This is a genomic window from Sphingomonas sp. ASY06-1R (genome assembly GCF_052180265.1).
In the GTDB taxonomy this organism is placed as follows: Bacteria; Pseudomonadota; Alphaproteobacteria; order Sphingomonadales; family Sphingomonadaceae; genus Sphingomonas_I.
This window is the reverse complement of record NZ_CP197464.1, coordinates 17,461-36,901: the sequence shown is the minus strand read 5'-3', so window position 1 is coordinate 36,901 and position 19,441 is coordinate 17,461. Positions and strand designations below refer to the sequence as shown.

The 19,441-nt window shown below is 65.6% G+C and carries 15 protein-coding genes and 1 tRNA gene; 8 read left to right on the top strand and 8 right to left on the bottom strand.

The features are described 5' to 3' along the window. Positions 1 to 18: 18 nt before the first annotated feature. From ACSBM8_RS00180 to ACSBM8_RS00170, 3 genes are read right to left on the bottom strand one after another with little or no spacing between them, the layout of a single operon-like run. Entirely contained in the window at positions 19 to 2,667 is a 2,649-nt protein-coding gene (locus ACSBM8_RS00180; protein ID WP_442679658.1) for a glycoside hydrolase family 3 C-terminal domain-containing protein, read from the bottom strand. A 60-nt stretch (positions 2,668 to 2,727) separates the two neighbouring features. After that, positions 2,728 to 3,501, bottom strand: a complete 774-nt coding sequence (locus tag ACSBM8_RS00175) for a FadR/GntR family transcriptional regulator (protein WP_442679657.1) — start codon at positions 3,499 to 3,501, stop codon at positions 2,728 to 2,730. A gap of 48 nt (positions 3,502 to 3,549) precedes the next feature. Next, a complete protein-coding gene (locus tag ACSBM8_RS00170; RefSeq protein ID WP_442679656.1) occupies positions 3,550 to 4,632 on the bottom strand; it encodes an alpha/beta hydrolase in 1,083 nt (360 codons plus the stop codon). Positions 4,633 to 4,932: 300 nt separating this feature from the next. Here ACSBM8_RS00170 and ACSBM8_RS00165 point away from each other — a divergent pair, with 300 nt between their 5' ends. From ACSBM8_RS00165 to ACSBM8_RS00150, 4 genes are all read left to right on the top strand, one after another. Continuing rightward, entirely contained in the window at positions 4,933 to 6,618 is a 1,686-nt protein-coding gene (locus tag ACSBM8_RS00165; protein ID WP_442679655.1) for a carboxylesterase/lipase family protein, read from the top strand. 59 nt (positions 6,619 to 6,677) lie between these two features. Further along, complete coding sequence (locus tag ACSBM8_RS00160; protein WP_442679654.1) at positions 6,678 to 8,579, top strand: NPCBM/NEW2 domain-containing protein; 1,902 nt, start codon at positions 6,678 to 6,680, stop codon at positions 8,577 to 8,579. A 164-nt stretch (positions 8,580 to 8,743) separates the two neighbouring features. Further along, positions 8,744 to 8,995, top strand: coding sequence for a hypothetical protein (locus ACSBM8_RS00155; protein ID WP_442679653.1), 252 nt, complete (start codon positions 8,744 to 8,746; stop codon positions 8,993 to 8,995). A gap of 91 nt (positions 8,996 to 9,086) precedes the next feature. Continuing rightward, positions 9,087 to 9,461 (top strand): response regulator, encoded by a 375-nt coding sequence (locus ACSBM8_RS00150; protein ID WP_442679652.1) that lies wholly within the window; start codon positions 9,087 to 9,089, stop codon positions 9,459 to 9,461. 187 nt (positions 9,462 to 9,648) lie between these two features. Here ACSBM8_RS00150 and ACSBM8_RS00145 read toward each other — a convergent pair whose 3' ends face one another. Continuing rightward, entirely contained in the window at positions 9,649 to 12,789 is a 3,141-nt protein-coding gene (locus tag ACSBM8_RS00145; RefSeq protein ID WP_442679651.1) for a helicase-related protein, read from the bottom strand. Between the two features lie 297 nt (positions 12,790 to 13,086). Between ACSBM8_RS00145 and ACSBM8_RS00140 the strand changes: the two genes are divergently transcribed. Next, positions 13,087 to 13,224 carry an entericidin A/B family lipoprotein gene (locus tag ACSBM8_RS00140; RefSeq protein WP_442679650.1) on the top strand — a complete coding sequence of 46 codons (138 nt, stop codon included), beginning with the start codon at positions 13,087 to 13,089 and terminating at the stop codon, positions 13,222 to 13,224. 45 nt (positions 13,225 to 13,269) lie between these two features. On the opposite strand, the gene ACSBM8_RS00135 is transcribed toward ACSBM8_RS00140, so the two are convergent. Together ACSBM8_RS00135 and ACSBM8_RS00130 are read right to left on the bottom strand one after the other, a co-directional pair. Then, positions 13,270 to 13,647, bottom strand: a complete 378-nt coding sequence (locus tag ACSBM8_RS00135; protein ID WP_442679649.1) for a DUF1801 domain-containing protein — start codon at positions 13,645 to 13,647, stop codon at positions 13,270 to 13,272. A 293-nt stretch (positions 13,648 to 13,940) separates the two neighbouring features. After that, a tRNA-Thr gene (locus tag ACSBM8_RS00130) sits at positions 13,941 to 14,015 on the bottom strand. Between the two features lie 74 nt (positions 14,016 to 14,089). On the opposite strand from ACSBM8_RS00130, the gene ACSBM8_RS00125 reads away from it, so the two are divergent. Further along, complete coding sequence (locus ACSBM8_RS00125; RefSeq protein ID WP_442679648.1) at positions 14,090 to 14,242, top strand: hypothetical protein; 153 nt, start codon at positions 14,090 to 14,092, stop codon at positions 14,240 to 14,242. Here ACSBM8_RS00125 and ACSBM8_RS00120 read toward each other — a convergent pair. Further along, a complete protein-coding gene (locus ACSBM8_RS00120) occupies positions 14,217 to 16,010 on the bottom strand; it encodes an aminopeptidase P family protein (protein WP_442679647.1) in 1,794 nt (597 codons plus the stop codon). The two genes, ACSBM8_RS00125 and ACSBM8_RS00120, sit on opposite strands and share 26 nt — an antisense overlap. A 55-nt stretch (positions 16,011 to 16,065) precedes the next feature. Between ACSBM8_RS00120 and ACSBM8_RS00115 the strand changes: the two genes are divergently transcribed. Next, entirely contained in the window at positions 16,066 to 16,770 is a 705-nt protein-coding gene (locus ACSBM8_RS00115; protein WP_442679646.1) for a DUF899 family protein, read from the top strand. On the opposite strand, the gene ACSBM8_RS00110 is transcribed toward ACSBM8_RS00115, so the two are convergent. Continuing rightward, positions 16,753 to 17,253 (bottom strand): GAF domain-containing protein, encoded by a 501-nt coding sequence (locus tag ACSBM8_RS00110; RefSeq protein ID WP_442679645.1) that lies wholly within the window; start codon positions 17,251 to 17,253, stop codon positions 16,753 to 16,755. The genes ACSBM8_RS00115 and ACSBM8_RS00110 overlap by 18 nt on opposite strands. A 100-nt stretch (positions 17,254 to 17,353) precedes the next feature. On the opposite strand from ACSBM8_RS00110, the gene ACSBM8_RS00105 reads away from it, so the two are divergent. Further along, entirely contained in the window at positions 17,354 to 19,405 is a 2,052-nt protein-coding gene (locus ACSBM8_RS00105) for a S9 family peptidase (RefSeq protein ID WP_442679644.1), read from the top strand. Positions 19,406 to 19,441: the final 36 nt, after the last annotated feature.

The window sequence follows — 19,441 nt, the reverse complement described above, 5'->3', positions numbered from 1 at the left end:
CGCTTGCGCTCCCGCCTGTCATTTCGGCAGATCGATCGTCTTGGCAGCGGTGAAACGGGCCGACTGGGTCGCCACGCCGGTATCCGGCTGACCGGAGCCGACGCTCACGCGATAGCCGCCCGGCACGACGCGGCGCGTGCCATCCTGTGCCACGCTGCTGAGATCGCGCGGGGACAGGTCGAACGTCACAGTGCGCTTCTCCCCGGGCTGCAGCGACAGCCGTTGGAAGCCGCGCAGCGCAACCCGCGGCGCCGTCGGCGCATCGGGGAAATTCAGATATAGCTGCGCCACTTCATCGCCTGCCCGCTTACCGCTGTTGGTGATGGTCGTGGTTACCCGCACACCTTGCGCAGGATCGCCCGCGATCGGCCGCACCGTCAGCGGCGCATAAGCAAAGCTGGTATAGCTCAGGCCGAAGCCGAACGGATAAACCGGCGTGCCGCGATAATAGCGATAGGTCCGGCCCTTCATGCTGTAATCGTCGAACGGCGGCAGATCGGCCAGGCTCTGGTAGAAGGTCAGCGGCAGCCGCCCGGACGGATTGGTCTTGCCGGCGAGCACATTGCCGACCGCGAGTCCGCCCGCCTGGCCCGGATACCAGGCCTCGACAATGGCCGCCGCATTCGCCTTCGCCCAGGCGAGGTTGATCGCGCTGCCGTTCATCGCCACGACGACCAGCGGCTTGCCCAAGGCGCGTGCCTTTTCCAGCAAGGCGCGCTGATCCGCCGGCAATTCCAGCGAGGTCTTGTCGCCGCCAGAGAAGCCCTCGACATGGACCGGCATCTCCTCCCCTTCCAGATCGGATGTCAGGCCGACCACCGCGATGATGGCGTCGGCATCGGCGGTGCCGGCGGCCAGATCGGCGTCGAGATTGGTGGAGATACGCTTCCAGAACAGCGTGCTCGCCGCCGATGTCGCCCCGGCTTCGGATTGGAAGCGGATCGGATAGCGTTCGCCCTTGCGCAGGGAGACTTCGACCAGCTTCAGCGGCTCGGCCCATTGCGAATAGCGGTCTGCCGACAGCGCCGGCTTGCCATCGACGCGCAGATCGCCGGTCGCCCCCGTCACCGCGAGGCGATAGGTGCCGGTTTCGGGTGCGACCAGGAAGCCGGTCCACACCACCTTATAGCGTTCGGAGACCTGCTTGAGCTCGCTCGCGCGCGAGCCGAGATTATTTTCCATCCGCGTCACCGCCGGCTTGGCATCATAGACAGCCGGCGTCTTGGGATCGGCGCCGGGCGCCAGCGGCGGGGCATTATAATAATCGGCGCGCAGGCCGGGTTTGCCATCCGGATCGACGAACGCGCTGTCGGGGATCGGATCGCCATCGGTGATGGAGGCGGTGAACGGCACCAGGGTGATCTTCGCACCCGGCATGGCGGTGCGCAGCCCATCGAAGATCGAAAAGCGCGGGCCCGTCTGTGCGGAGGAGTAATTGCCACGCAGCACGCGCGTCGCATCCGCCAACGGACCGATCACGGCGATCTTGGTAGTGGGCTTCAGCGGCAGCGTGCCATCATTCTTCAGCAGTACCAGGCTTTCCGAGGCAGCCTGCAACGTGCGCGCCTGCGCTTCGGCCGTGCCGATCGCGCTGACCGGAACGGCGGACAGCTGGCGGGCGCTCAAGCCGGGCAGATCGCCATTGCGCAGTCGGGCGGAGAAGAGCCGCACCAGCGCGCGATCCATATCCGGTTCGCCGATCAGCTTGCGCGCCAGCGCCGCCTTGTAGCGCTCGCCCAGGTTGGTCGCGCCGCCCAGCGTGGCATTGTTGCATTCATTGTCGACGCCCGCATGGAGTGCTGCCGCCACCCCGGCGGGGCCGTCCGGCGCATATTTATGATGTTCGTAAATATCGACGACGGCATCGCAATCCGACACGACATAGCCGGTAAAGCCCCAGGCGCCGCGCAGATGATCCTTCAGCAGCAGATCGCTCGCGCAGGCGGGTTGCCCGACGACGCGATTATAGGCGCACATGATCGATCCGGCCTTGGCGTCGACGATCGCGGCGCGGAAGGCGGGAAGATAGGTATCTTCCAGATCATAAGGCGTGACGGGTATGTCGGCGGTATGGCGGGTCGATTCCGGCCCGCTATGCACGGCGAAATGTTTGGGCGTGGCGATCACGTCCGGCAGATCGGGGTTCGGCCCCTGCACGCCGGTGACAAAGGCCACGCCCAGCTGCGCGGTCAGATAGGGATCCTCGCCATAGGTTTCCTGGCCACGGCCCCAGCGTGGATCGCGGAAGATGTTGATGTTGGGCGACCAGGTGTCGAGGCCCGTGCCGATCTTGCCAAGCTTGCCCGTCTGCCGTCCCAACGTGTGCAGGGCGCGCACTTCGGTACTGATCGTGCCGGCCACCTGGTGCATCAGCGGCACGTCGAAGGTCGCGGCCAGGCCGATCGGCTCCGGAAAGTTGGTGGTGGGAATGGGGCCGATCGCGCCATGCAACGATTCGGTCCACCAATTATAAGCCGGGATGTTGAGCCGCGGGATGGCCGGCGCGACGTTGACGAGCTGCGCGATCTTCTCATCCGGTGTCATCTTGGCGACCAGTGCCGTAGCAAGACGATCCGCCTCTGACCGGACGTCCGCCTGCGCCAAAGCCGAAGATGCCGCGAGCACGCTGCCCGCAAGCAGCAAGCCCTTCATTGTCGCGCTGACCATCTTCATCCCCTTGCGTTCTGGCTGTTCGTTGCGAGTATGTTTCGATGATCCGTCTCGGGATCAGCCTTCCATCGCCCAGCGCGTGTCTTCCAGCGCGAGCTCCACCAGCACGCGCATCGCCGCATTGGCGGCATCCGGATCCCCGGCGGCGATCGCGTCATACACCTGCACATGTTCCGGGATCGGATCGCGCGGCAACGCACGCGACCGCTGTTTATATTGCGTCGTCCAACTGACCGCCGATCCGATCGAGGCACTCAGCACGACCAGCGCATCGTTGCGCGTCGCGCGCAGGATCGTATCGTGAAACAGCCGGTCGGCCTGGCGCCCCAGATCGGTCGCGAGCGAATGGCGGCGCATCAACGCCAGCGCATCCTTCATCTGACGCAGCTCGTCGCGATCGCGCTTGGCGGCCGCCAGCCCGGCTGCGGCAGGCTCGATGATCAGGCGCAGTTCGAACAGGCTGCGGATCAATTGCTGGTCGGGTTCGCCGGAAAAGGCCCAGGCCAACACGTCCGGATCCAGCAGGTTCCAGCGGTCGCGCGGTAGCACGCGCGTTCCGGTCTTGGGCCGCGCTTCCACCAGCCCCTTCGCAGTGAGCACCTGCACCGCTTCGCGATAGGCGCTGCGAGAGACATTCAGCGCCTCGGCAAATGCGATTTCGCCGGAGAGAACGTCGCCCGGCGCAAATTCGCCCGACAGGATCGACACGCCCAGCTTGTGCGCGATCGCGCCGCGCAGACGCCGGCCGGTGCGCCCGCTTTTCGCAAGCGGCACCACCGCGCCCTCCTCAGCGGAAGTTTCGGGTATGTCGTCGTCGGATTTAGCGGTCATCGTGGCTGTCTATCAGGCTGTCCACCGGAGGAAAGGGTGCACACGTAGTCACCGTTTGGCCGCGGGTGCGAGAATCTGGCCGAAGAAGGGAAGAAGCTCGTCCTGAAAACGGAAGGCGACGTTGCTCACATGCGTGCCGGAATAGATTTCGAACCGGTTGGCGATGCCGTAGCTGTCGAGCACCTTGTGCAGCTTCTCGGCGTCGACCTTCAGGCTGTCTTGATCGCCGACATCGATCGCGATCGCCCGATATTGGCGCAGATTGCCGATATATTGATCGACAAAGGCCAGCGGCGCATTCGCCGCCCATTTCGCCAGCACGTCCGGCTGCACCGCCCCGTCCTTCACCGGAAGATCCAAATAGAGGGGCGGGTTTTTCGGATTGGGCGACCAGGCGGCCGCACTCGCGAGCTGCGCGCGCAGCAGGAAGGGAAGCTTGGCCGAATCCGCCGCCGACTTCACCCCCTCCAGCGCCGCCAGCGCCTGCGCATCCATCTGGCCGGCCGCGCGGGCGGACAGGCAGCACGGGCTCATCATATAGAGGGCGCCGAATATGTCGGGATGGCGCATGCCGATGCGCGCCGTGCCATATCCGCCCATCGAATGGCCGGCCAGGCCGCGGCTCAGCCGATCGGGGATCGTGCGATAATGCGCGTCGATATAGCGGACGAGATCCCGCGCGATGAAGGTTTCGAAATCGCCCGTCGTCGGCGACATCGAATACATCGACCCGTTGTGGATCGTCTTGGAATCGGGAAACACGACGATCATCTCGGGCGCGCCCTTCGCGAAGGCGCCTTCGATCGTCTGAGGGACGTGGATTTCCTTCGTCCATTGCTCGGCGCCGATCGAATAGCCGTGAAGGGCATAAACGACCGGATAGCGACGCCGCGGACTGCTCGCATAACTGGGCGGCAGCGCCACCAGCACGTCGCGATCCGCGGCTTCCCCTTCCAGATTGCCCGCAATCGAAGGCGCGTGAACCTTGATATGATCGATCCGCACCGGCTTGGCCCCGGCGATTGCGGGCGGAACATTGGTGCCGGCCTGCGCCGCTGCCGGCGCGCTGCCCGCAACCTGTGCGGCCACCATCAGTGCGGCCGTACCGAACCCTTTCAGAAGCGCCTTCACCCGATCTCCTCCTCCGCTCGCGCCGCCTGCGGCATTGTCTTACGGATGAAGGGAGGCGCGCGGCGCAATGCCCGCGTTCAGCCTGAGCCGATATGGTCCGGTCATGCTCCCCCTTCGTCGTCCCGCCGCTCAAGGGGCGGCGGTTCCGATGTCCCACGATAAGCGGGGAGGACGCCGGCGGTCAATGTCGGACATTTGGCCGATTCGGTTCAATCCAAGTAGTTCGCTTGACGGCGATAGTCAGGTTGCTGTTATGTCCGACTAAACTGCCCGTCGAGGCAGGGGCATAAGGGGATGATGATGGCAGAACAGGAACAGGGTACGGCCGGTCTTAATCGCCGATCCGCGCTATTGGCGTCGATCGCGGCCGGCGCCGGCATCAGCGCAGCGGGCGAGCTGGGCGCGGCGCGGACGACGCGCAGCAGCACCGCCTCCGGGACCTGCCTCACCCCACGCTCCGCAGTGGCGCGCACGCAATATGGCCCGGTACGCGGCTATGTCGAAGACGGCGTCTATATCTTCAAGGGTGTGCCCTACGGCGATGATACCGGCGGGCCGAACCGGTGGCTGCCGGCCAAGCCTCCCAAGCCATGGACCGAGGAGCGGCACACGCTGGCCTATGGCGCCAATTGCCCGCAGACGCTGCACAATTTCCGCGCGGCCGAGCATACGTTCCTGCAGCAATGGACCGACGGCTTCCTGGGCGAGGACATGCTGAAGCTCAATATCTGGACGCCCGCGCTCAGCGGCAACCGCCCGGTCATGGTCTATTTCCACGGCGGCGGCTTCAGCTTTGGTTCTTCCTACGAACTGGCTTCGCATGACGGGGCGCAGATGGCGCGCAACCATGATGTCGTGCAGGTGTCGGTCAATCACCGGCTAAACATCCTGGGCTTCTTCGACGCCGCGGCGATCGGCGGCGCGGCTTACGAGGATTCGGTCAATGTGGGCATGACCGATCTGATCGCCTCGTTGCGCTGGGTGCAGGAGAATATTGCCCGCTTCGGCGGCGATCCGGATAAAGTGATGATCTACGGCCAGTCGGGTGGCGGATCGAAGGTGACGACCTTGCTGGGCATGCCGTCCGGCCAGGGGTTGATCCATCGCGCGGCCATCCAGTCCGGCGGTGGCGGCAATATCCCGAGCGCCGAACAATCGCGAGAGCTGGCCCGCCAGACGATGAAGGAGCTCGGCCTGCGGTCCAACGACATCGGCGCCCTGCAGCAGATGGAATGGTCCAAGCTGTTCGCCGCCGGCACCGCCGCCGCGACCAAGATCAACGGCCCGGCCGCGCGTGGGCCAAGCGGGCTCGGCTTCCCCGCGTCGGGCCCACCCCGCGTGGGCTGGGCGCCGACGGTGGACGGCAAGATCGTGACGCTGCGCTCCTATCAGGATGCGGCGCCGGATGTGTCGCGCAACGTGCCCGTGCTGATCGGATCGGTCAGCGAAGAAAGCATGTCCTACAGCCAGAATCCGAGCGAGGCGGAATGGCGCCAGAACCTGACCAAGAGCTTCGGGGCGGAGAAGGCCGACGCGCTGATCGCGGCGATGAAACGCGCGCATCCGGAAAAGAGCATCCGCACCCTGTCCTACGGCGTCGGCGGCTATGGCCAGCGCAACAATGTCCAGCGCATGGTCCGGCTGAAGCACGGGCAGAATGCCGCGCCCGCTTATCAATATTGGTTCACCTGGCAGTCGCCGCAGCTGGATGGACAATGCGGCGCCTGGCACACGGCCGAACTGGCCTTCTGCTTCGATAATGTGCGGCTGTGCGCACAAGGGACCGGCAACACGCCGCAGGCGCAGGCGGTGGGGCGCAAGATGAGCACGGCCTGGGCCAATTTCGCGCGGACCGGCAATCCCAGCCAGCCCGGCCTTGCGTGGGCCGCGAGTGATCCGCAGCGCTGCCAGACGATGATCTTCGACGATCGCTGTCGCATGGAAGACGATCCCGATGGCGCGGTCCGCCGCATCCTGCTGACCTGACCGCATTCGCGAGCAGAGAATATCAAGGGCGCGGCACATCGCTGCGCGAGAGGAGATGCATGAAGACTTCGGCAATGATCGCGGCGGTGGCAGCCTTGCTATGCGGCGCGGCGACGGCAGCGAAACCCGTCGATCCGCTCGCGCCGACCGCGCGCTGGTCCGCCTACACCGCCGGCCGGGGCCAGCTGCCGCCGATGGGGTGGAATAGCTGGAACGTGTTCGCGTCGGACATTGACGAGGCGAAGATCATGGGATCGGCGCAGCGCATCGTCAGCAGCGGGCTGGCACAAAAGGGCTATCGCTACGTCAATCTGGACGATGGCTGGGCGTTGAAGCGCCGGCAGCCCGATGGCCGACTGATCGTCCGCACCGATCGCTTCCCGTCGGCGCGCAGCGGCGCCAATGATTCCAACTTCAAGCCGTTCACCGATCGGCTGCATGCGATGGGGCTGAAGGCCGGCATCTATTCCGATCTGGGCCGCAACACCTGCGCCGAAGCCTTTGGAACGGTCGATGCGGATCTGCCGCAGGGCAATGTGCTGGAGCGCGAAGTGGGCCTGTACGGCCATATCGATCAGGATATCGCACTGTATTTCGGGGAATGGGGCTTCGATTATATCAAGGTCGATGGTTGCGGCATCCGCGACTATGCGCCGACCAGCCCGCGCGTAACCTCGGGCAAGTTCCGCGCGGTCGGGCCGTTCATCGATTCCGGTCAGGTCAGCCGCAGTGACATTCCTGCGGTCAAAGCGATGTTCCAGCAGATCAACAACGCGCTCGTCCGCGACAATCCCGACGGCGATTACCTTTTGTCATTGTGCGTCTGGGGCGCGGCCGACGTGCGTAACTGGGGCAAGGATTATGGCAGCGTGTCGCGCACCAGCGACGATATTTCGCCGGCCTGGGGCCGGATGCTGGTCAATTACGACAGTGCCGTCACGCGCGCACTCTATGCGCATCCGGGCAGCTGGAACGATCCGGACATGCTGCATATCGGCCAGAGCGATTTCGACGCCGGCCACCTGAAGGAAGCGCGCACGCATTTCGCATTGTGGGCGATGATCAATGCGCCGCTGCTGATCGGCACCGATCTGCGCAAGACGCCGCAATCGCTGCTGGATATCTTTGGCAATAGCGACATCATCGCGCTCAACCAGGACAGCGCCGGCAATCAGGCGACGATCGCCTATGATACGAGCGACGTGCAGATCCTGGTCAAGACACTGGCGTCGGGCGAAAAGGCCGTGGCGATCTTCAACCGCGGCTCCGGCGGCTACGATGTCGATCTGACCGCCGCGCACCTGAAATATCGCGACGACGCGCCGGTCACGCTCACCGATCTGTGGAGCAAGCAGCGCAAGAGCTTCACCGGCCAGATCAAATTGCATGTCGATCCGCGCGAGACGCTGATCTTCCGCACGCGCGGCACGCGCACGCTCGCCGACGGCCTGTATCTGTCGGAACAGCCCGGCCGGGTGAATCCGGCGGTCGACGGCGTGATCCATCCGCAGGCGGATCCGACCATCTTCCGCACCGCCGCCGGCTGGACCGGCACCAAGGGCGCAGGCGATCGCCCGATCTACGCCGGCTGGGGCGGGGCGCGGGCCGACAGCGCGCCTTATGGCCAGGTGCTTCAGATTGCGGGCAAGCCCTTCCCGTCCGGGATCGGCATCCTCGCCAATTCGCGCCTGGAAGTGCGCAACGATCGCGCCGCGCGACTGACGACGATGGTCGGCGTCGACGACAGCGCCAGCGACAAGGGCCATGCGGTCACCTTCGCCATCTATGGCGATGGTCGGCTGCTCGCGAAAAGCGCGCCCCTGAAATGGGGCATGGCGGCCCAGCCGCTCTCGGCAAATGTCGGGGGCGTGAAGCTGGTCGAGCTGGTCGCGCGCAGTGCAGGCGCGGACAATGCGCAGCTTCCGGTAAGCTGGGGCGACGCGGCGCTCCTGCTCCGGTGATGGGTGCCGGGGCGGGTGCACAGGGCGCCCCGGCATGCGCCGATCAGGCGTTCACGGGGAGCGTCGAGGCGCGCACGGCACGATCACCGGATCTAAGGTGGCGACGATTGGGGGGAACTGAGGCAGTTCGACATAGGTTAGGAACCTCTGAATTGGAGAAACCTATGTCGCACATCTCATCGTCCCGCATGCCGCATGCCTATGCCGCACCGGAATCGGACGCTGCCGGACAGGTCGCGAACGACCTATCCGCCGCACGCGCTGCAATCGGCAAGGTGCCCGTCGGCGCCTGGATCGCCGGCGCGATCGGGGCAGGCGCCGCCGGTGCCGCGCTATACGCCGCCTTCACCGCCAAGCCGCGCAAGAAAAGCGCGACCCGCGCCAAGCCAAAGCGGCAACGCGCCAAAGCCGCCTGACCCGATAGGGTCGCCCAAGACCGCACTTGCCGCAGGCCGCGTGCGTCGGCCGGAAAATCCCTCCCAAGTTTTTGCTGCAAGGACCGATCCCATGGCAGACTCTCTGCTTTTGCTCGTCGAGGACGAGCCGCTCATCGCGCTCAGTATCCAGGATTGTCTGGAAGAGGCCGGACATCCCGTCTGTTACGCGCCGTCCGGCGAAGAGGCGACGCAGGCGCTGGAGACGGGCGAGCCGCCCATCTATGCGCTGCTGACCGACATACGCTGTGGCCCCGGCGCGGACGGCTGGGAAATCTCGCGCAAGGCGCGCGAGCGCGATCCTTCTCTGCCCGTCGTCTATATTTCGGGCGACAGCGCCGGCGATCACGCGACGCATGGCGTGCCGGACAGCATCATGATCCAGAAGCCGTTCGCACCGGCCAGGTTGATCGAGGCGGTCGACGCACTGGTCGGCACCCGCGACTGAGGCCGTCGCGCCGAACCCACGCATCCGTTCGTGCCGAGTAGCGACCGAGTTGCCCGCAGGGCATATCGAGGGCGCATATCGAGGCATTGGTGATGGTCTCTCGATACGCGCTCTCGACAAGCTCGATCGCACCTTGAGACAAACGGGGTCTACAAAGTCATCACGCTCTAGGTAACGGCGCGTCACCTCAGACGATCGTCTCCAGCAAGGTGCGAACCCGCTGCAGGCGCGCCGTCTCATCCGCAATCTTCTCCGGCAGGATCAGCCGCTCGTTCTTCGGAATTAGCCCCAGCGCGGACACGTCGCCGGCAAAGCCACCCCTGCGCGGCGTCAGGGCAATGCCGCCGGGTCCGGCATCGATCCGGGCGAGCTCGGCCGCACGGGCGAGGCAGCCGATCCGCGCGAGTGCGATCCGCGCCTCCGCCTCGGCTGGAAGCGCGCCGAAGCGATCCGCCATCTCCTCCTCCAGCGCATCCAGCGCGGCATTGTCCTCGATCCGGGCGAGCCGCGTATAGAGCGCAACGCGCACTTCCGGTTCGGGAATCCAGTCGGCCGGTAACTTGCCGGACAGGCCCAGATGCAGTTCGGGCGACCAACGCTCCACCGTTTCGCCGCGCGCCTCCCGCAGCGCCGATTCCAGCAGATGCTGGTACAGCGTCACACCGATCAGCTTCATATGGCCGGCCTGTGCATCGCCGATCAGATCGCCGGCGCCACGCATGTCGAGATCGCGCGCGCTGATCGCAAAGCCTGCACCCAACCGGTCGAAGGCCTCCAGCGTGCGCAGCCGTTTCAGCGTCCGTTCCGCAATTGCATGTTCGCTGTCGGTGATCAGCAGAATCTGCCCGCGGCGGCTGCCGCGTCCGACGCGACCGCGCAACTGATGGAGCTGGGCCAGGCCGAAACGGTCCGCGCGCCACACGATCATCGTATTCGCCCGCGGCACGTCCAGCCCGGCTTCGATGATGTTGGTCGCCAGCAGCACATCGCCCTGTCCGTCGCCGAAGCGCACCATCGCCTCGTCCAGATCGGCCGCCGGCATCTTGCCATGCGCCTGCACAACGGAAAGTTCAGGCGCGATTTTGGCCAATCGGTCGGCCAGTCCGGCCAGATCTTCGATCCGCGGCGCGACCACGAAGCTTTGGCCGCCGCGGCTCTTCTCCCGCATCAACGCGATCCGTACGCGCGCCTCGTCGAACTGATCCACTGTGGTGCGGATCGGTTGGCGACGCGACGGCGGCGTCGCGATGATCGACAATTGCTGCAGCCCGATCAGCGCGGTCTGCAGGGTACGCGGGATCGGCGTGGCGCTGAGCGTCAGCACATGGGTTTCGCCGTCGCCGCGCAGCTTGGCCTTGTCGGCCGCACCGAAACGCTGCTCCTCGTCGATCACGACCAGCCCGAGCGATCGATAGGCCACGTCCTTGCTGCGGATCGCGCCGGTACCGATGACGATCTGGATCGATCCGTCGGCCAGACCAGCCTTTACCGTCTTCTTCTCGGCTGGCGTCGACAGGCGCGACAAGCCCGCCACCTCCACCCCGCTGCCGGCAAAGCGCCGCCGGAAACTTTCCAGATGTTGCCGCACCAGAACGGTGGTCGGCGCGGCAATGGCGACCTGTCCGCCTGCCAATGCCACGAGCGCCGCCGCGCGCAGCGCGACTTCAGTCTTGCCATAGCCGACATCGCCGATCACCAGCCGGTCCATCGGTTTGCCGGACGCGAGATCGTCGCGCACCGCAGCGATTGCGCGCGCCTGATCGTTCGTCTCGGTGAACGGAAAGCCGGAGGCGAAGCGTTCATAGGCTGCAGGATCGGGCGTGAATTCGGGCGCGGTCAAAGCGGATCGCTTGTTCGCCAGTTCGGTCAGCGCCTTCGCGCTTTCCGCAATCGCCGCATGAATGGCGCTGCGCCGTTTTTCCCAGCTGCTGCCGTCCAGCTTGTCGAGCGTGACGGCATCGGCATCCGCACCATAGCGCCACAGCCGATCGGCACCCTCGACCGGCACCAGCCGGCGCGCCTTGTCGGCATGTTCCAGAATGATCGCCTCGCCATCGGCGCTCCCGGGCATCGGCTCCAGTCCCGCCAGCAGCGCAATGCCGTGATCTTCGTGGACGACGACGTCGCCGATCCGCAGATCAGTCATGTCGCCGAGCAGTTCGATCACGCTGGTGCCGGCCGCCGCCTCCTGCTCGGCGCGGCTGCCGAGCAGATCGGCGGACGCCACGAACAGGAGATCGGCACAGCGGAAACCCGCCGCGACCGGCATATGCAGGGTGGCGACCGCGCCCGGCGCCAACGTGTCGACCTCGGCCCAGGTCGAAAGCACGGTCGCCTCCTGACCGAAGTCCTTCGCGATCCGCCGCCCGATGAAGCGCAGATCGCGCGCGCCGCCGGCCAGAACCACGCGCGCGCCGTCCGCAATGGCCTTGCGCGCCGTCCGCAGAAAGGCGGCCCACGGCGCGCTACGCTCGACGAAGCGGGGGATCGCCTCGCTCCCGTCCGCGCTCCAATCGACCCGGTCCCAGCCGACGAGCGCCTGCGTCCAACCCGCTTCCGTAACCGCGATCGGCGCCCGGCTGCCGAGGCGCTGCGCTTCGGCGGCGAGGGCCAGAAAGCGCGTGCGACGCGCCTCCGCGGCGGGATCGAAGACGATGCGCCCGGGCTTCAGATGGACGAGCAGCGGAACACCTTGCCCGATCTCCGGCTCCGCCGCACGGCCGATCTCGACCCGTTCCAGCTCCGCGACGGTCCGCTGCGTGATCGGATCATAAGCGCGCACGGCGGTCACCTGCCCATCCGCAATTTCGATCCGCACCGGCAATTCCGCGTCGGCGGGAAACAGATCGATCACCTCGCCGCGCACCGCGATCTCGCCCGGTTCGTCAATGCGATCGTCGGTGAAATAGCCCACGCTTAACAATTGTTCGGACAAAGCAGCAACGTCGATTGTCTCGCCGGGGGACAGCCAGGGTGGGGCGGCGGCATAGGCCTCCGGCGCCGGATAGAGCCGCGCAATCGCCTCGGCGCTGGCGATACAGGCGATGGGGTCGCGCCCTTCCTCGCCGCGCGCGATGTGCAGCCGCCGCAGCGCCGTCGCCCGACGTCCGGCATTGCTGGGACTGGCGGGCGCGTCGTCGCCCGGCAATGCATCGCTCGACGGGACGTGGATGACGCACTGCGTGGTGATGGCCCGCAGCGCTGCGGCGATCGCATCCGCCTGCTGTTCGTCACGGGCAACATAGAGGATGTCGCTGGCCTGCAGGGCTTCGGCAATATGCGTCACGACCCGCGCCAACGGCACGGCGCCCTTTTTCTGTTCTGACATGCGATCCTCCGACCGGGCGAACGTCGGAACATCCAAAAGGGTGCAGCGAAAAATGCGAAATCTGTCCGTAGCTTAGCAACATGTTCGGCTTTCACCGGGCCGCTAAGGCTGCCGATCGATTGCTGCGCTCGCAGACGCGGCGCCCGCTGTTTCGGCGGGCTGCGGCACCGGCTCATCGAAAGAGCGAACGCGCGGCGGCGACACAAGATAGACATCGTGCCGAAGCCTTGGGCTGAAAGCAGCGCCGTGTCCGCTGATTGTGATAGGGCGCCGCTAAACCACAGGAGACGGGAAGCCATGTTGAAACGCCTTGCCACGATTGCGATCTGCGCCGGCTGCCTGATCGTGGCAGCGTGCAACACCATCGATGGCGCCAAGCAGGACGCGAAGTCCGTCGGCGATACGTTTTCGAACATGGCGGATTCGCGGCACTAACCGCCTTCGTCGCCAGGCACCCCCTCTCTCGGGCGAGCGCGTGGGTTAGCCGGCGGCCCCAAGGTTATGCGCCACCGCGGCCCTGATCAGCGCCGCCAGGGCGGCATCATCGACCCTGTCCCCTTCGAAGACGTCGATCGCCCGCCGCTTGCCTTCGAGGCTGGCATTGAAGAGTTTCTGCGGGTCGGGCAGCGCGCTGCCGTGCGGAAACGTCAGCTTCACCTTGTCGCGGTAGCTTTCGCCCGTGCACAGGATGCCGCCGCGCGACCAGGTCGGCACGCCCAGCGGATTGGTCGGCTTCCGCCACTTGATGTCCTCGCTGATCTGCGGATCCGCTGCCATGATCAATGTGCGAATGTGGCTGAGCAGCGTGCCACGCCAATCCGCCAGGCTCGCAATCTTCGCGTCGACCCCATCGGCCATCCTCGCCTCCCGTGCCTGTCGCCCGATCCGGCTGTACGCAGACGCCGCCCTACGACCTCGCCATCTTCATAATGAAGTTCTGTCAGCGGCGTAACCGCATGAGCAGCTCGACTAAGTCGCTTAGTATCCTAGCCGCCCGAGGGCGTTCGCCGATCGTCAGCTTTCTTCGATGTCCAGCGCCGGATCAGTGCTACGCGCCGAAGGGGGGTCGGACGTGTATTATAAGATCTTTATCGAAGGCCCTTGGCGGGGTCCCCGAAGGGTATGCTCTTCACAAGATTAATTGAGAATGCTGGTGCTGCCGGTGAGGATTGAACTCACGACCTCAGCCTTACCAAGGATGCGCTCTACCACTGAGCTACGGCAGCATCGGCCAGCATGGGGTGACCCCGAAGGGTCGGGTGCCTATGGAGAAGGCCGGACGCAAGGTCAAGGAACCATCGTGGCAAAGGACATTAGCGAGCGCGAAGCGCGCCTGGCGGAGGCGCTGCGGGCCAATTTACGGCGCCGCAAGACCCAATCCCGCGCGCAGACGGCGACCGAATCGGCCGCCGCCCCGTCGGCAGACGTTACAACGGAGCCGTCTGCGAGCTGAGCCATTCCGCCGCGGCGCCGTCCAGCTGCGGCCCGACGATCGCCGCCACCCGCGCATGATAGTCGTCGATCCAGCCGCGCTCCTCCGCCGTCAGCAGATCGAGATCAATTAGCCGGCGATCCAGCGGCACGAAGGTGAGCGTGCGGAATCCCAGCAGCGCCTTTTCCGCGCCCGGAACCGCGCGCGGCTCGACCAGCACCAGATTCTCGATGCGGATGCCATAGGCGCCGGTCTTGTAATAGCCGGGTTCGTTGGAGAGGATCATGCCGGCGCGCAGCGGTTCGTCGCCGCCGGCAAAGCCGCTGCCGCCCGGCGCGATGCGCTGCGGCCCTTCATGCACCGCCAGGAAAGCGCCGACGCCGTGGCCCGTGCCATGCGCATAATCCAGGCCTGCCGCCCACAGATATTGGCGCGCCAGCGTATCGAGCTGGCTGCCGCGTGTGCCCTGCGGAAACACCGCGCGGGCGAGCGCGATATGGCCCTTCAGCACCAGGGTGAAGCGGGTCCGCATCTCATCCGTTGGCTCGCCGATCACGACCGTCCGCGTGATGTCCGTCGTGCCATCCTGATATTGGCCGCCCGAATCGACCAGATAGATCGAATTCAATTCCAGCGGGCGGTTGGTCTCCTCGCTGACGCGATAATGGACGATCGCGCCATTCGGCCCCGCGCCCGAAATCGTATCGAACGACAGATCCTTCAATGCACCGGTCGCCTCGCGATATTCGCGCAACTTGGCCTGGGCCGAGAGTTCATCGACCCCGCCCTTCGGTCCCTCGACCGAAAGCCAGTGCAGGAAGCGGCTGACAGCGGCGCCATCCCGCGCTTGCGCGGCATCCTGACCGGCAATCTCCGCCGCATTCTTGATCGCCTTGGGCAAGACCGCCGGATCGCGCAGTTCCACCACGGTGGCGCCCGCCGCGTTCAGGGTTGCGAAGATGGCGGAAACGGCGCGTTCCGGATCGGCAACGACCTTCTTGCCGCGCAACGTCGCGAGATGGGACGCGAAAGCGTCGCGCGGATGCAGCCGCACGGCATTGCCGAGATGCTGGGCGACATCCTCGCCAATCTTTTCCGGCGCGACGAACAGGTCGGCGGTGCCATCCGCATTTACCAGCGCGTAAGCGAGCGCCACCGGGGTATGATCGACATCCGCCCCGCGCACGTTGAACGTCCAGGCGATCGAATCAAGCGCGGACAAGACCGCCGCATCGGCTTTGCGCGTTCCCAGCCAATCGGCGATTTCTTGCCTTTTGTCCGCGGACGATCGGCCCGCCAGCGCATCCGGCTGCACCACCAGCCGCGCCGTCGACGGCAGCGGACGATCCGGCCAGACGCTATCGATCGGGTTGGTATCGACCGCGACCAGCTCCGCCCCCTTTTCCTGCAAGGCGCGCGTCGCCTGCTCGACCCAGCTCTTGGTATGGAGCCAGGGATCGTACCCGATACGGCCGCCTTCGCGCGCGTGACGGCCGAGCCATTCGGCGACACTCGTTTCCGGGACCGACTGATAGCTCCACTGATCGCCGGACACCTGCTCGCGCACCTGCAACGTATAGCGCCCGTCGGTGAAGATGGCGGCTTCGGCCGGCAGCACCGCGGCGGCGCCGGCGGACCCCTGGAAGCCGGTCAACCAGGCGAGCCGCTGGGCATAAGCGCCGACATATTCGGACATATGCTCATCGGTGAGCGGCACGACGAAGCCGTCGAGACGGCGGCGGGCAAGCTCTTCGCGCAGAGCCTGAAGGCGATCGGCATAAGTGGACATGGCGGCATGATAGTGATGCTATGATGCAGGTTCAAATCCGATCGGGAGAGGGAAGATGACGGATCTGGCATCGGCGGAGGAATTGGCGCGCGCGGTCGACATCCGCTTCCCCAACGAAAGCCCCGCATATCGCGCGGCACGCACGGCCTTGCTGGCGGAGGAAATCGCGTTGCGGCGCCAGATCGAGCGCGTCGCCGCACACCGTCGCGCGCTTCCGCCCGGTGGGCTGGTGCCGGACACGTATCGCTTCGTGAACGAGAATGGCGCCGAGGTGGGGCTGGACGACATGTTCGGCCCGCATGATACGCTCATCACCTATCACTGGATGTTCGGGCCGCAGCGGACGCGGCCCTGTCCGATGTGTACCGGCTTCCTGGGCGGGCTGGCCGCGGCGACGCGCGATCTTACGCAGAAGGTGGCGGCGGCCGTGATCGGCGGCTCGCCGATCGAGCGCCAGATCGCCTTCAAGCTGGAGCGGGGCTGGGGCGAGATGCCCTTATTCCAGACGATCGGCGACGATTTCTTCCACGATTATGGCGGCCTGACGCCGGATGGATCGGAATTTCCCGCTCTCAATGTGTTTGAGCGCAGCGCGGAGGGAGTCCGCCATTTCTACGCGGGCGAGATGACGGGCGAGACCGCCGACCCCGGCCAGGATCCGCGCGGCGCGCCCGACCTGATGCTGCTCTGGACTTTGCTCGATCTCACCCGGCGCGGGCGTGATCCGGATTGGTACCCGTCTTTATCCTATTCCCGCTGATCCGCCCTTTTGCAGGGCCGGGGATGACGACAGGATGCCCGCCACCGCCCGCGCCAGCCGCTCCATGCTGGCGACCGTCGCGGGCGCACTGAGCAGGCGGGGGCGCGGATCGATCGCGCACAATGTGCCGAAGAATGTGCCGCCATCCAGCAGGATCGGGATCGAGACATAGCTTTCGAAGCCGTAAAGGATCGGCGTGTGATGCGTCCGCCAGTCTGGATTGCCGCTGACATGGTCGATCACCACCGCCTGCCCGGATTCGCGGATCTCGTCGCAAATCGTGGTCTGGAGATCGAGCTCGTCGCCCGGTTTCAGCCCGAATTCGATGCGGTCGATCCTTTGGCAGACGATCCAGCGGCTGTCAGTCACCCGCGCGACCGCGGAGAAACCCATCTGCGTGATCTGGCAGACTTCCTCCAGGATCGCGCGAATCTTATCATTATCGCCCAGTGCAGCGGACTGCGCGGCGAGTTCGTCCTGCATGCGGCGTCCCCCGCCGCAGACCTTATTGGGGCGCGGGGCGGCACGCAACCGCAGGATGGCCGTGCTTGCGGCGGCGCATTTCGATCCCCACAGAGTGACGATGAACGAAACGCTTCCCCCGCCGCCCATCGCCCAGACCCAAGCCTTTACCTACGAACGCCATGGCGTGACGATTGACGACCCATGGGCGTGGCTGAAAGACCCGGCCTATCCCAACGTCACGGACGAATCCGTGCTGGAATATCTGCGCGCGGAGAACAGCTATTTCGAAGGCGCAATGGCGCCGCACGGGCCGCTGATCGACACGATCTTCGAAGAGATGAAGGCGCGGGTGAAGCAGGACGATGCGTCCGTGCCGCAGAAGGACGGCGACTGGCTCTATTGGTGGGCGTACGAGACCGGCGGCCAATATCCGAAACATTGGCGGCGCTCTGTCACCGGCGGCGCGGACGAGCTGCTGCTCGACGAGCCGGCCGAAGCGGCGGGTAAGGACTATTTCCGTGTCGGCGCGGTCGCGGTCAGCCCGGACGGCAGGCTGATGGCGTGGAGTGCGGACGACAATGGCGCCGAGCGCTACGTGTTGCGCATCCGCGATCTGGCGACCGGCGAGGACATCGAGACGGTCAGCCCCGTCACCAATGGCGGCGTGGCGTGGAGCGCGGGTTCGGACGCGATTGCCTATACTGAGGTCAACGACAATTGGCGCAGCTACCGCGCCTTGCTGCACCGGCTGGGCACCGATCCCGGCAGCGATGCCGTGCTGTACGAAGAGGCGGACGAGGGCTTTCGCGTCGCCGTCGGCGGCACGCGCGACCAGCAATGGATCGAGATTGCGACCGGCGACAATCAGACCAGCGAGGTCCGCCTGATCCCCGCTGCCGATCCGCACGCCGCGCCGATCCTGGTCAGCCCGCGCCAGGTGAAGCGCCAGTATAGCGTCGATTCCGCGCATGGCAGCCTGTGGATCCTGACCAACGACACGCATGTGAATTTCCGCGTGGCACGCGCCGATCCCGCCAATCCCGGCATGTGGGACGAGGTCGTGGCGGGATCGGACCATGTCTATCTGACCGGCATTGCCGCCTTCGATCGCCACCTGATGATGGCCGCGCGCGTCGATGGGCTGGACCAGATCATCCTTCGCGACTGGGACGGCGGCAGCCGCCAGGTCGCTTTCCCGGAAGCGAGTTACAGCGCGGCCGCGTCGAACAATCCCGAATTCGCCCCCGCTGCCTATCGTCTCAGTTATTCCTCGATGGTGACGCCGCTGACGGTGTTCGATTGCGATCCGGAGACGTTGGCGCTGACTACGTTGAAGGTGCAGGAAGTGCCGTCCGGTTATGACGGCAGCCGCTATGCGACCGAACGGGTGACCGTGACGGCGCGCGACGGCGCGCACCTGCCGGTGTCGATCGTCTATCCGGTCGGCTTCCCCAAGGACGGCAGCGGCAAACTCTTCCTCTATGCCTATGGCGCTTATGGCCATGCCATTCCGCCCAGCTTCTCCGCGGCGCGGCTGAGCCTGCTGGATCGCGGTTGGGCCTTCGCCATCGCCCACATCCGCGGCGGCGATGATCTGGGCTATGACTGGTATCTGCAGGGCAAGGCCGAAGCGCGCTGGAACACGTTCCATGACTTCGCCGATGCCGCCAAGGGCCTGATCGCCGCAGGCTTCAGCTCCGCCGGCAATATCGCCATCAATGGCGGTTCGGCGGGCGGCGAGCTGATGGGGGTGGTCGCCAATACCGATCCGGAACTGTGGGGCGCGGTGGTGGCCGACGTGCCCTTCGTCGACGTCCTCAACACGATGCTGGATGCCGAATTGCCGCTGACGCCGGGTGAATGGCCCGAATGGGGCAACCCCATCACCGACAAGGCGGCGTTCGACCTGATCCGCAGCTACAGCCCCTATGATAATGTCGCAGTGAAGGCCTATCCGCCGATGCTGATCACGGGCGGGCTTAACGATCCGCGCGTGACCTATTGGGAGCCCGCCAAATGGGCGGCGCGGCTGCGCGCCACCAAGACCGACGACAATATCCTGTTGCTCAAGATCAATATGGGCGCCGGGCATGGCGGCAAATCGGGTCGCTTCGAGGCATTGCACGAGCGCGCCGAAGCTTTCGCCTTCGTGCTGACCCAAATGGCGTAGCATTGCCGGGCCCGCACTAGTCCTCACAAGGTCCGG

Bases quoted from the DNA above. Each gene is read 5' to 3' on its own strand.
- ACSBM8_RS00120 (WP_442679647.1), bottom strand. From the start codon at position 16,010: ATGTCCACTTATGCCGATCGCCTTCAGGCTCTGCGCGAAGAGCTTGCC.
- ACSBM8_RS00115 (WP_442679646.1), top strand. From the start codon at position 16,066: ATGACGGATCTGGCATCGGCGGAGGAATTGGCGCGCGCGGTCGACATC.
- ACSBM8_RS00150 (WP_442679652.1), top strand. From the start codon at position 9,087: ATGGCAGACTCTCTGCTTTTGCTCGTCGAGGACGAGCCGCTCATCGCG.
- ACSBM8_RS00135 (WP_442679649.1), bottom strand. From the start codon at position 13,647: ATGGCCGATGGGGTCGACGCGAAGATTGCGAGCCTGGCGGATTGGCGT.
- ACSBM8_RS00180 (WP_442679658.1), bottom strand. From the start codon at position 2,667: ATGGTCAGCGCGACAATGAAGGGCTTGCTGCTTGCGGGCAGCGTGCTC.
- ACSBM8_RS00175 (WP_442679657.1), bottom strand. From the start codon at position 3,501: ATGACCGCTAAATCCGACGACGACATACCCGAAACTTCCGCTGAGGAG.
- ACSBM8_RS00145 (WP_442679651.1), bottom strand. From the start codon at position 12,789: ATGTCAGAACAGAAAAAGGGCGCCGTGCCGTTGGCGCGGGTCGTGACG.
- ACSBM8_RS00105 (WP_442679644.1), top strand. From the start codon at position 17,354: ATGAACGAAACGCTTCCCCCGCCGCCCATCGCCCAGACCCAAGCCTTT.
- ACSBM8_RS00155 (WP_442679653.1), top strand. From the start codon at position 8,744: ATGTCGCACATCTCATCGTCCCGCATGCCGCATGCCTATGCCGCACCG.
- ACSBM8_RS00165 (WP_442679655.1), top strand. From the start codon at position 4,933: ATGGCAGAACAGGAACAGGGTACGGCCGGTCTTAATCGCCGATCCGCG.
- ACSBM8_RS00140 (WP_442679650.1), top strand. From the start codon at position 13,087: ATGTTGAAACGCCTTGCCACGATTGCGATCTGCGCCGGCTGCCTGATC.
- ACSBM8_RS00110 (WP_442679645.1), bottom strand. From the start codon at position 17,253: ATGCAGGACGAACTCGCCGCGCAGTCCGCTGCACTGGGCGATAATGAT.
- ACSBM8_RS00160 (WP_442679654.1), top strand. From the start codon at position 6,678: ATGAAGACTTCGGCAATGATCGCGGCGGTGGCAGCCTTGCTATGCGGC.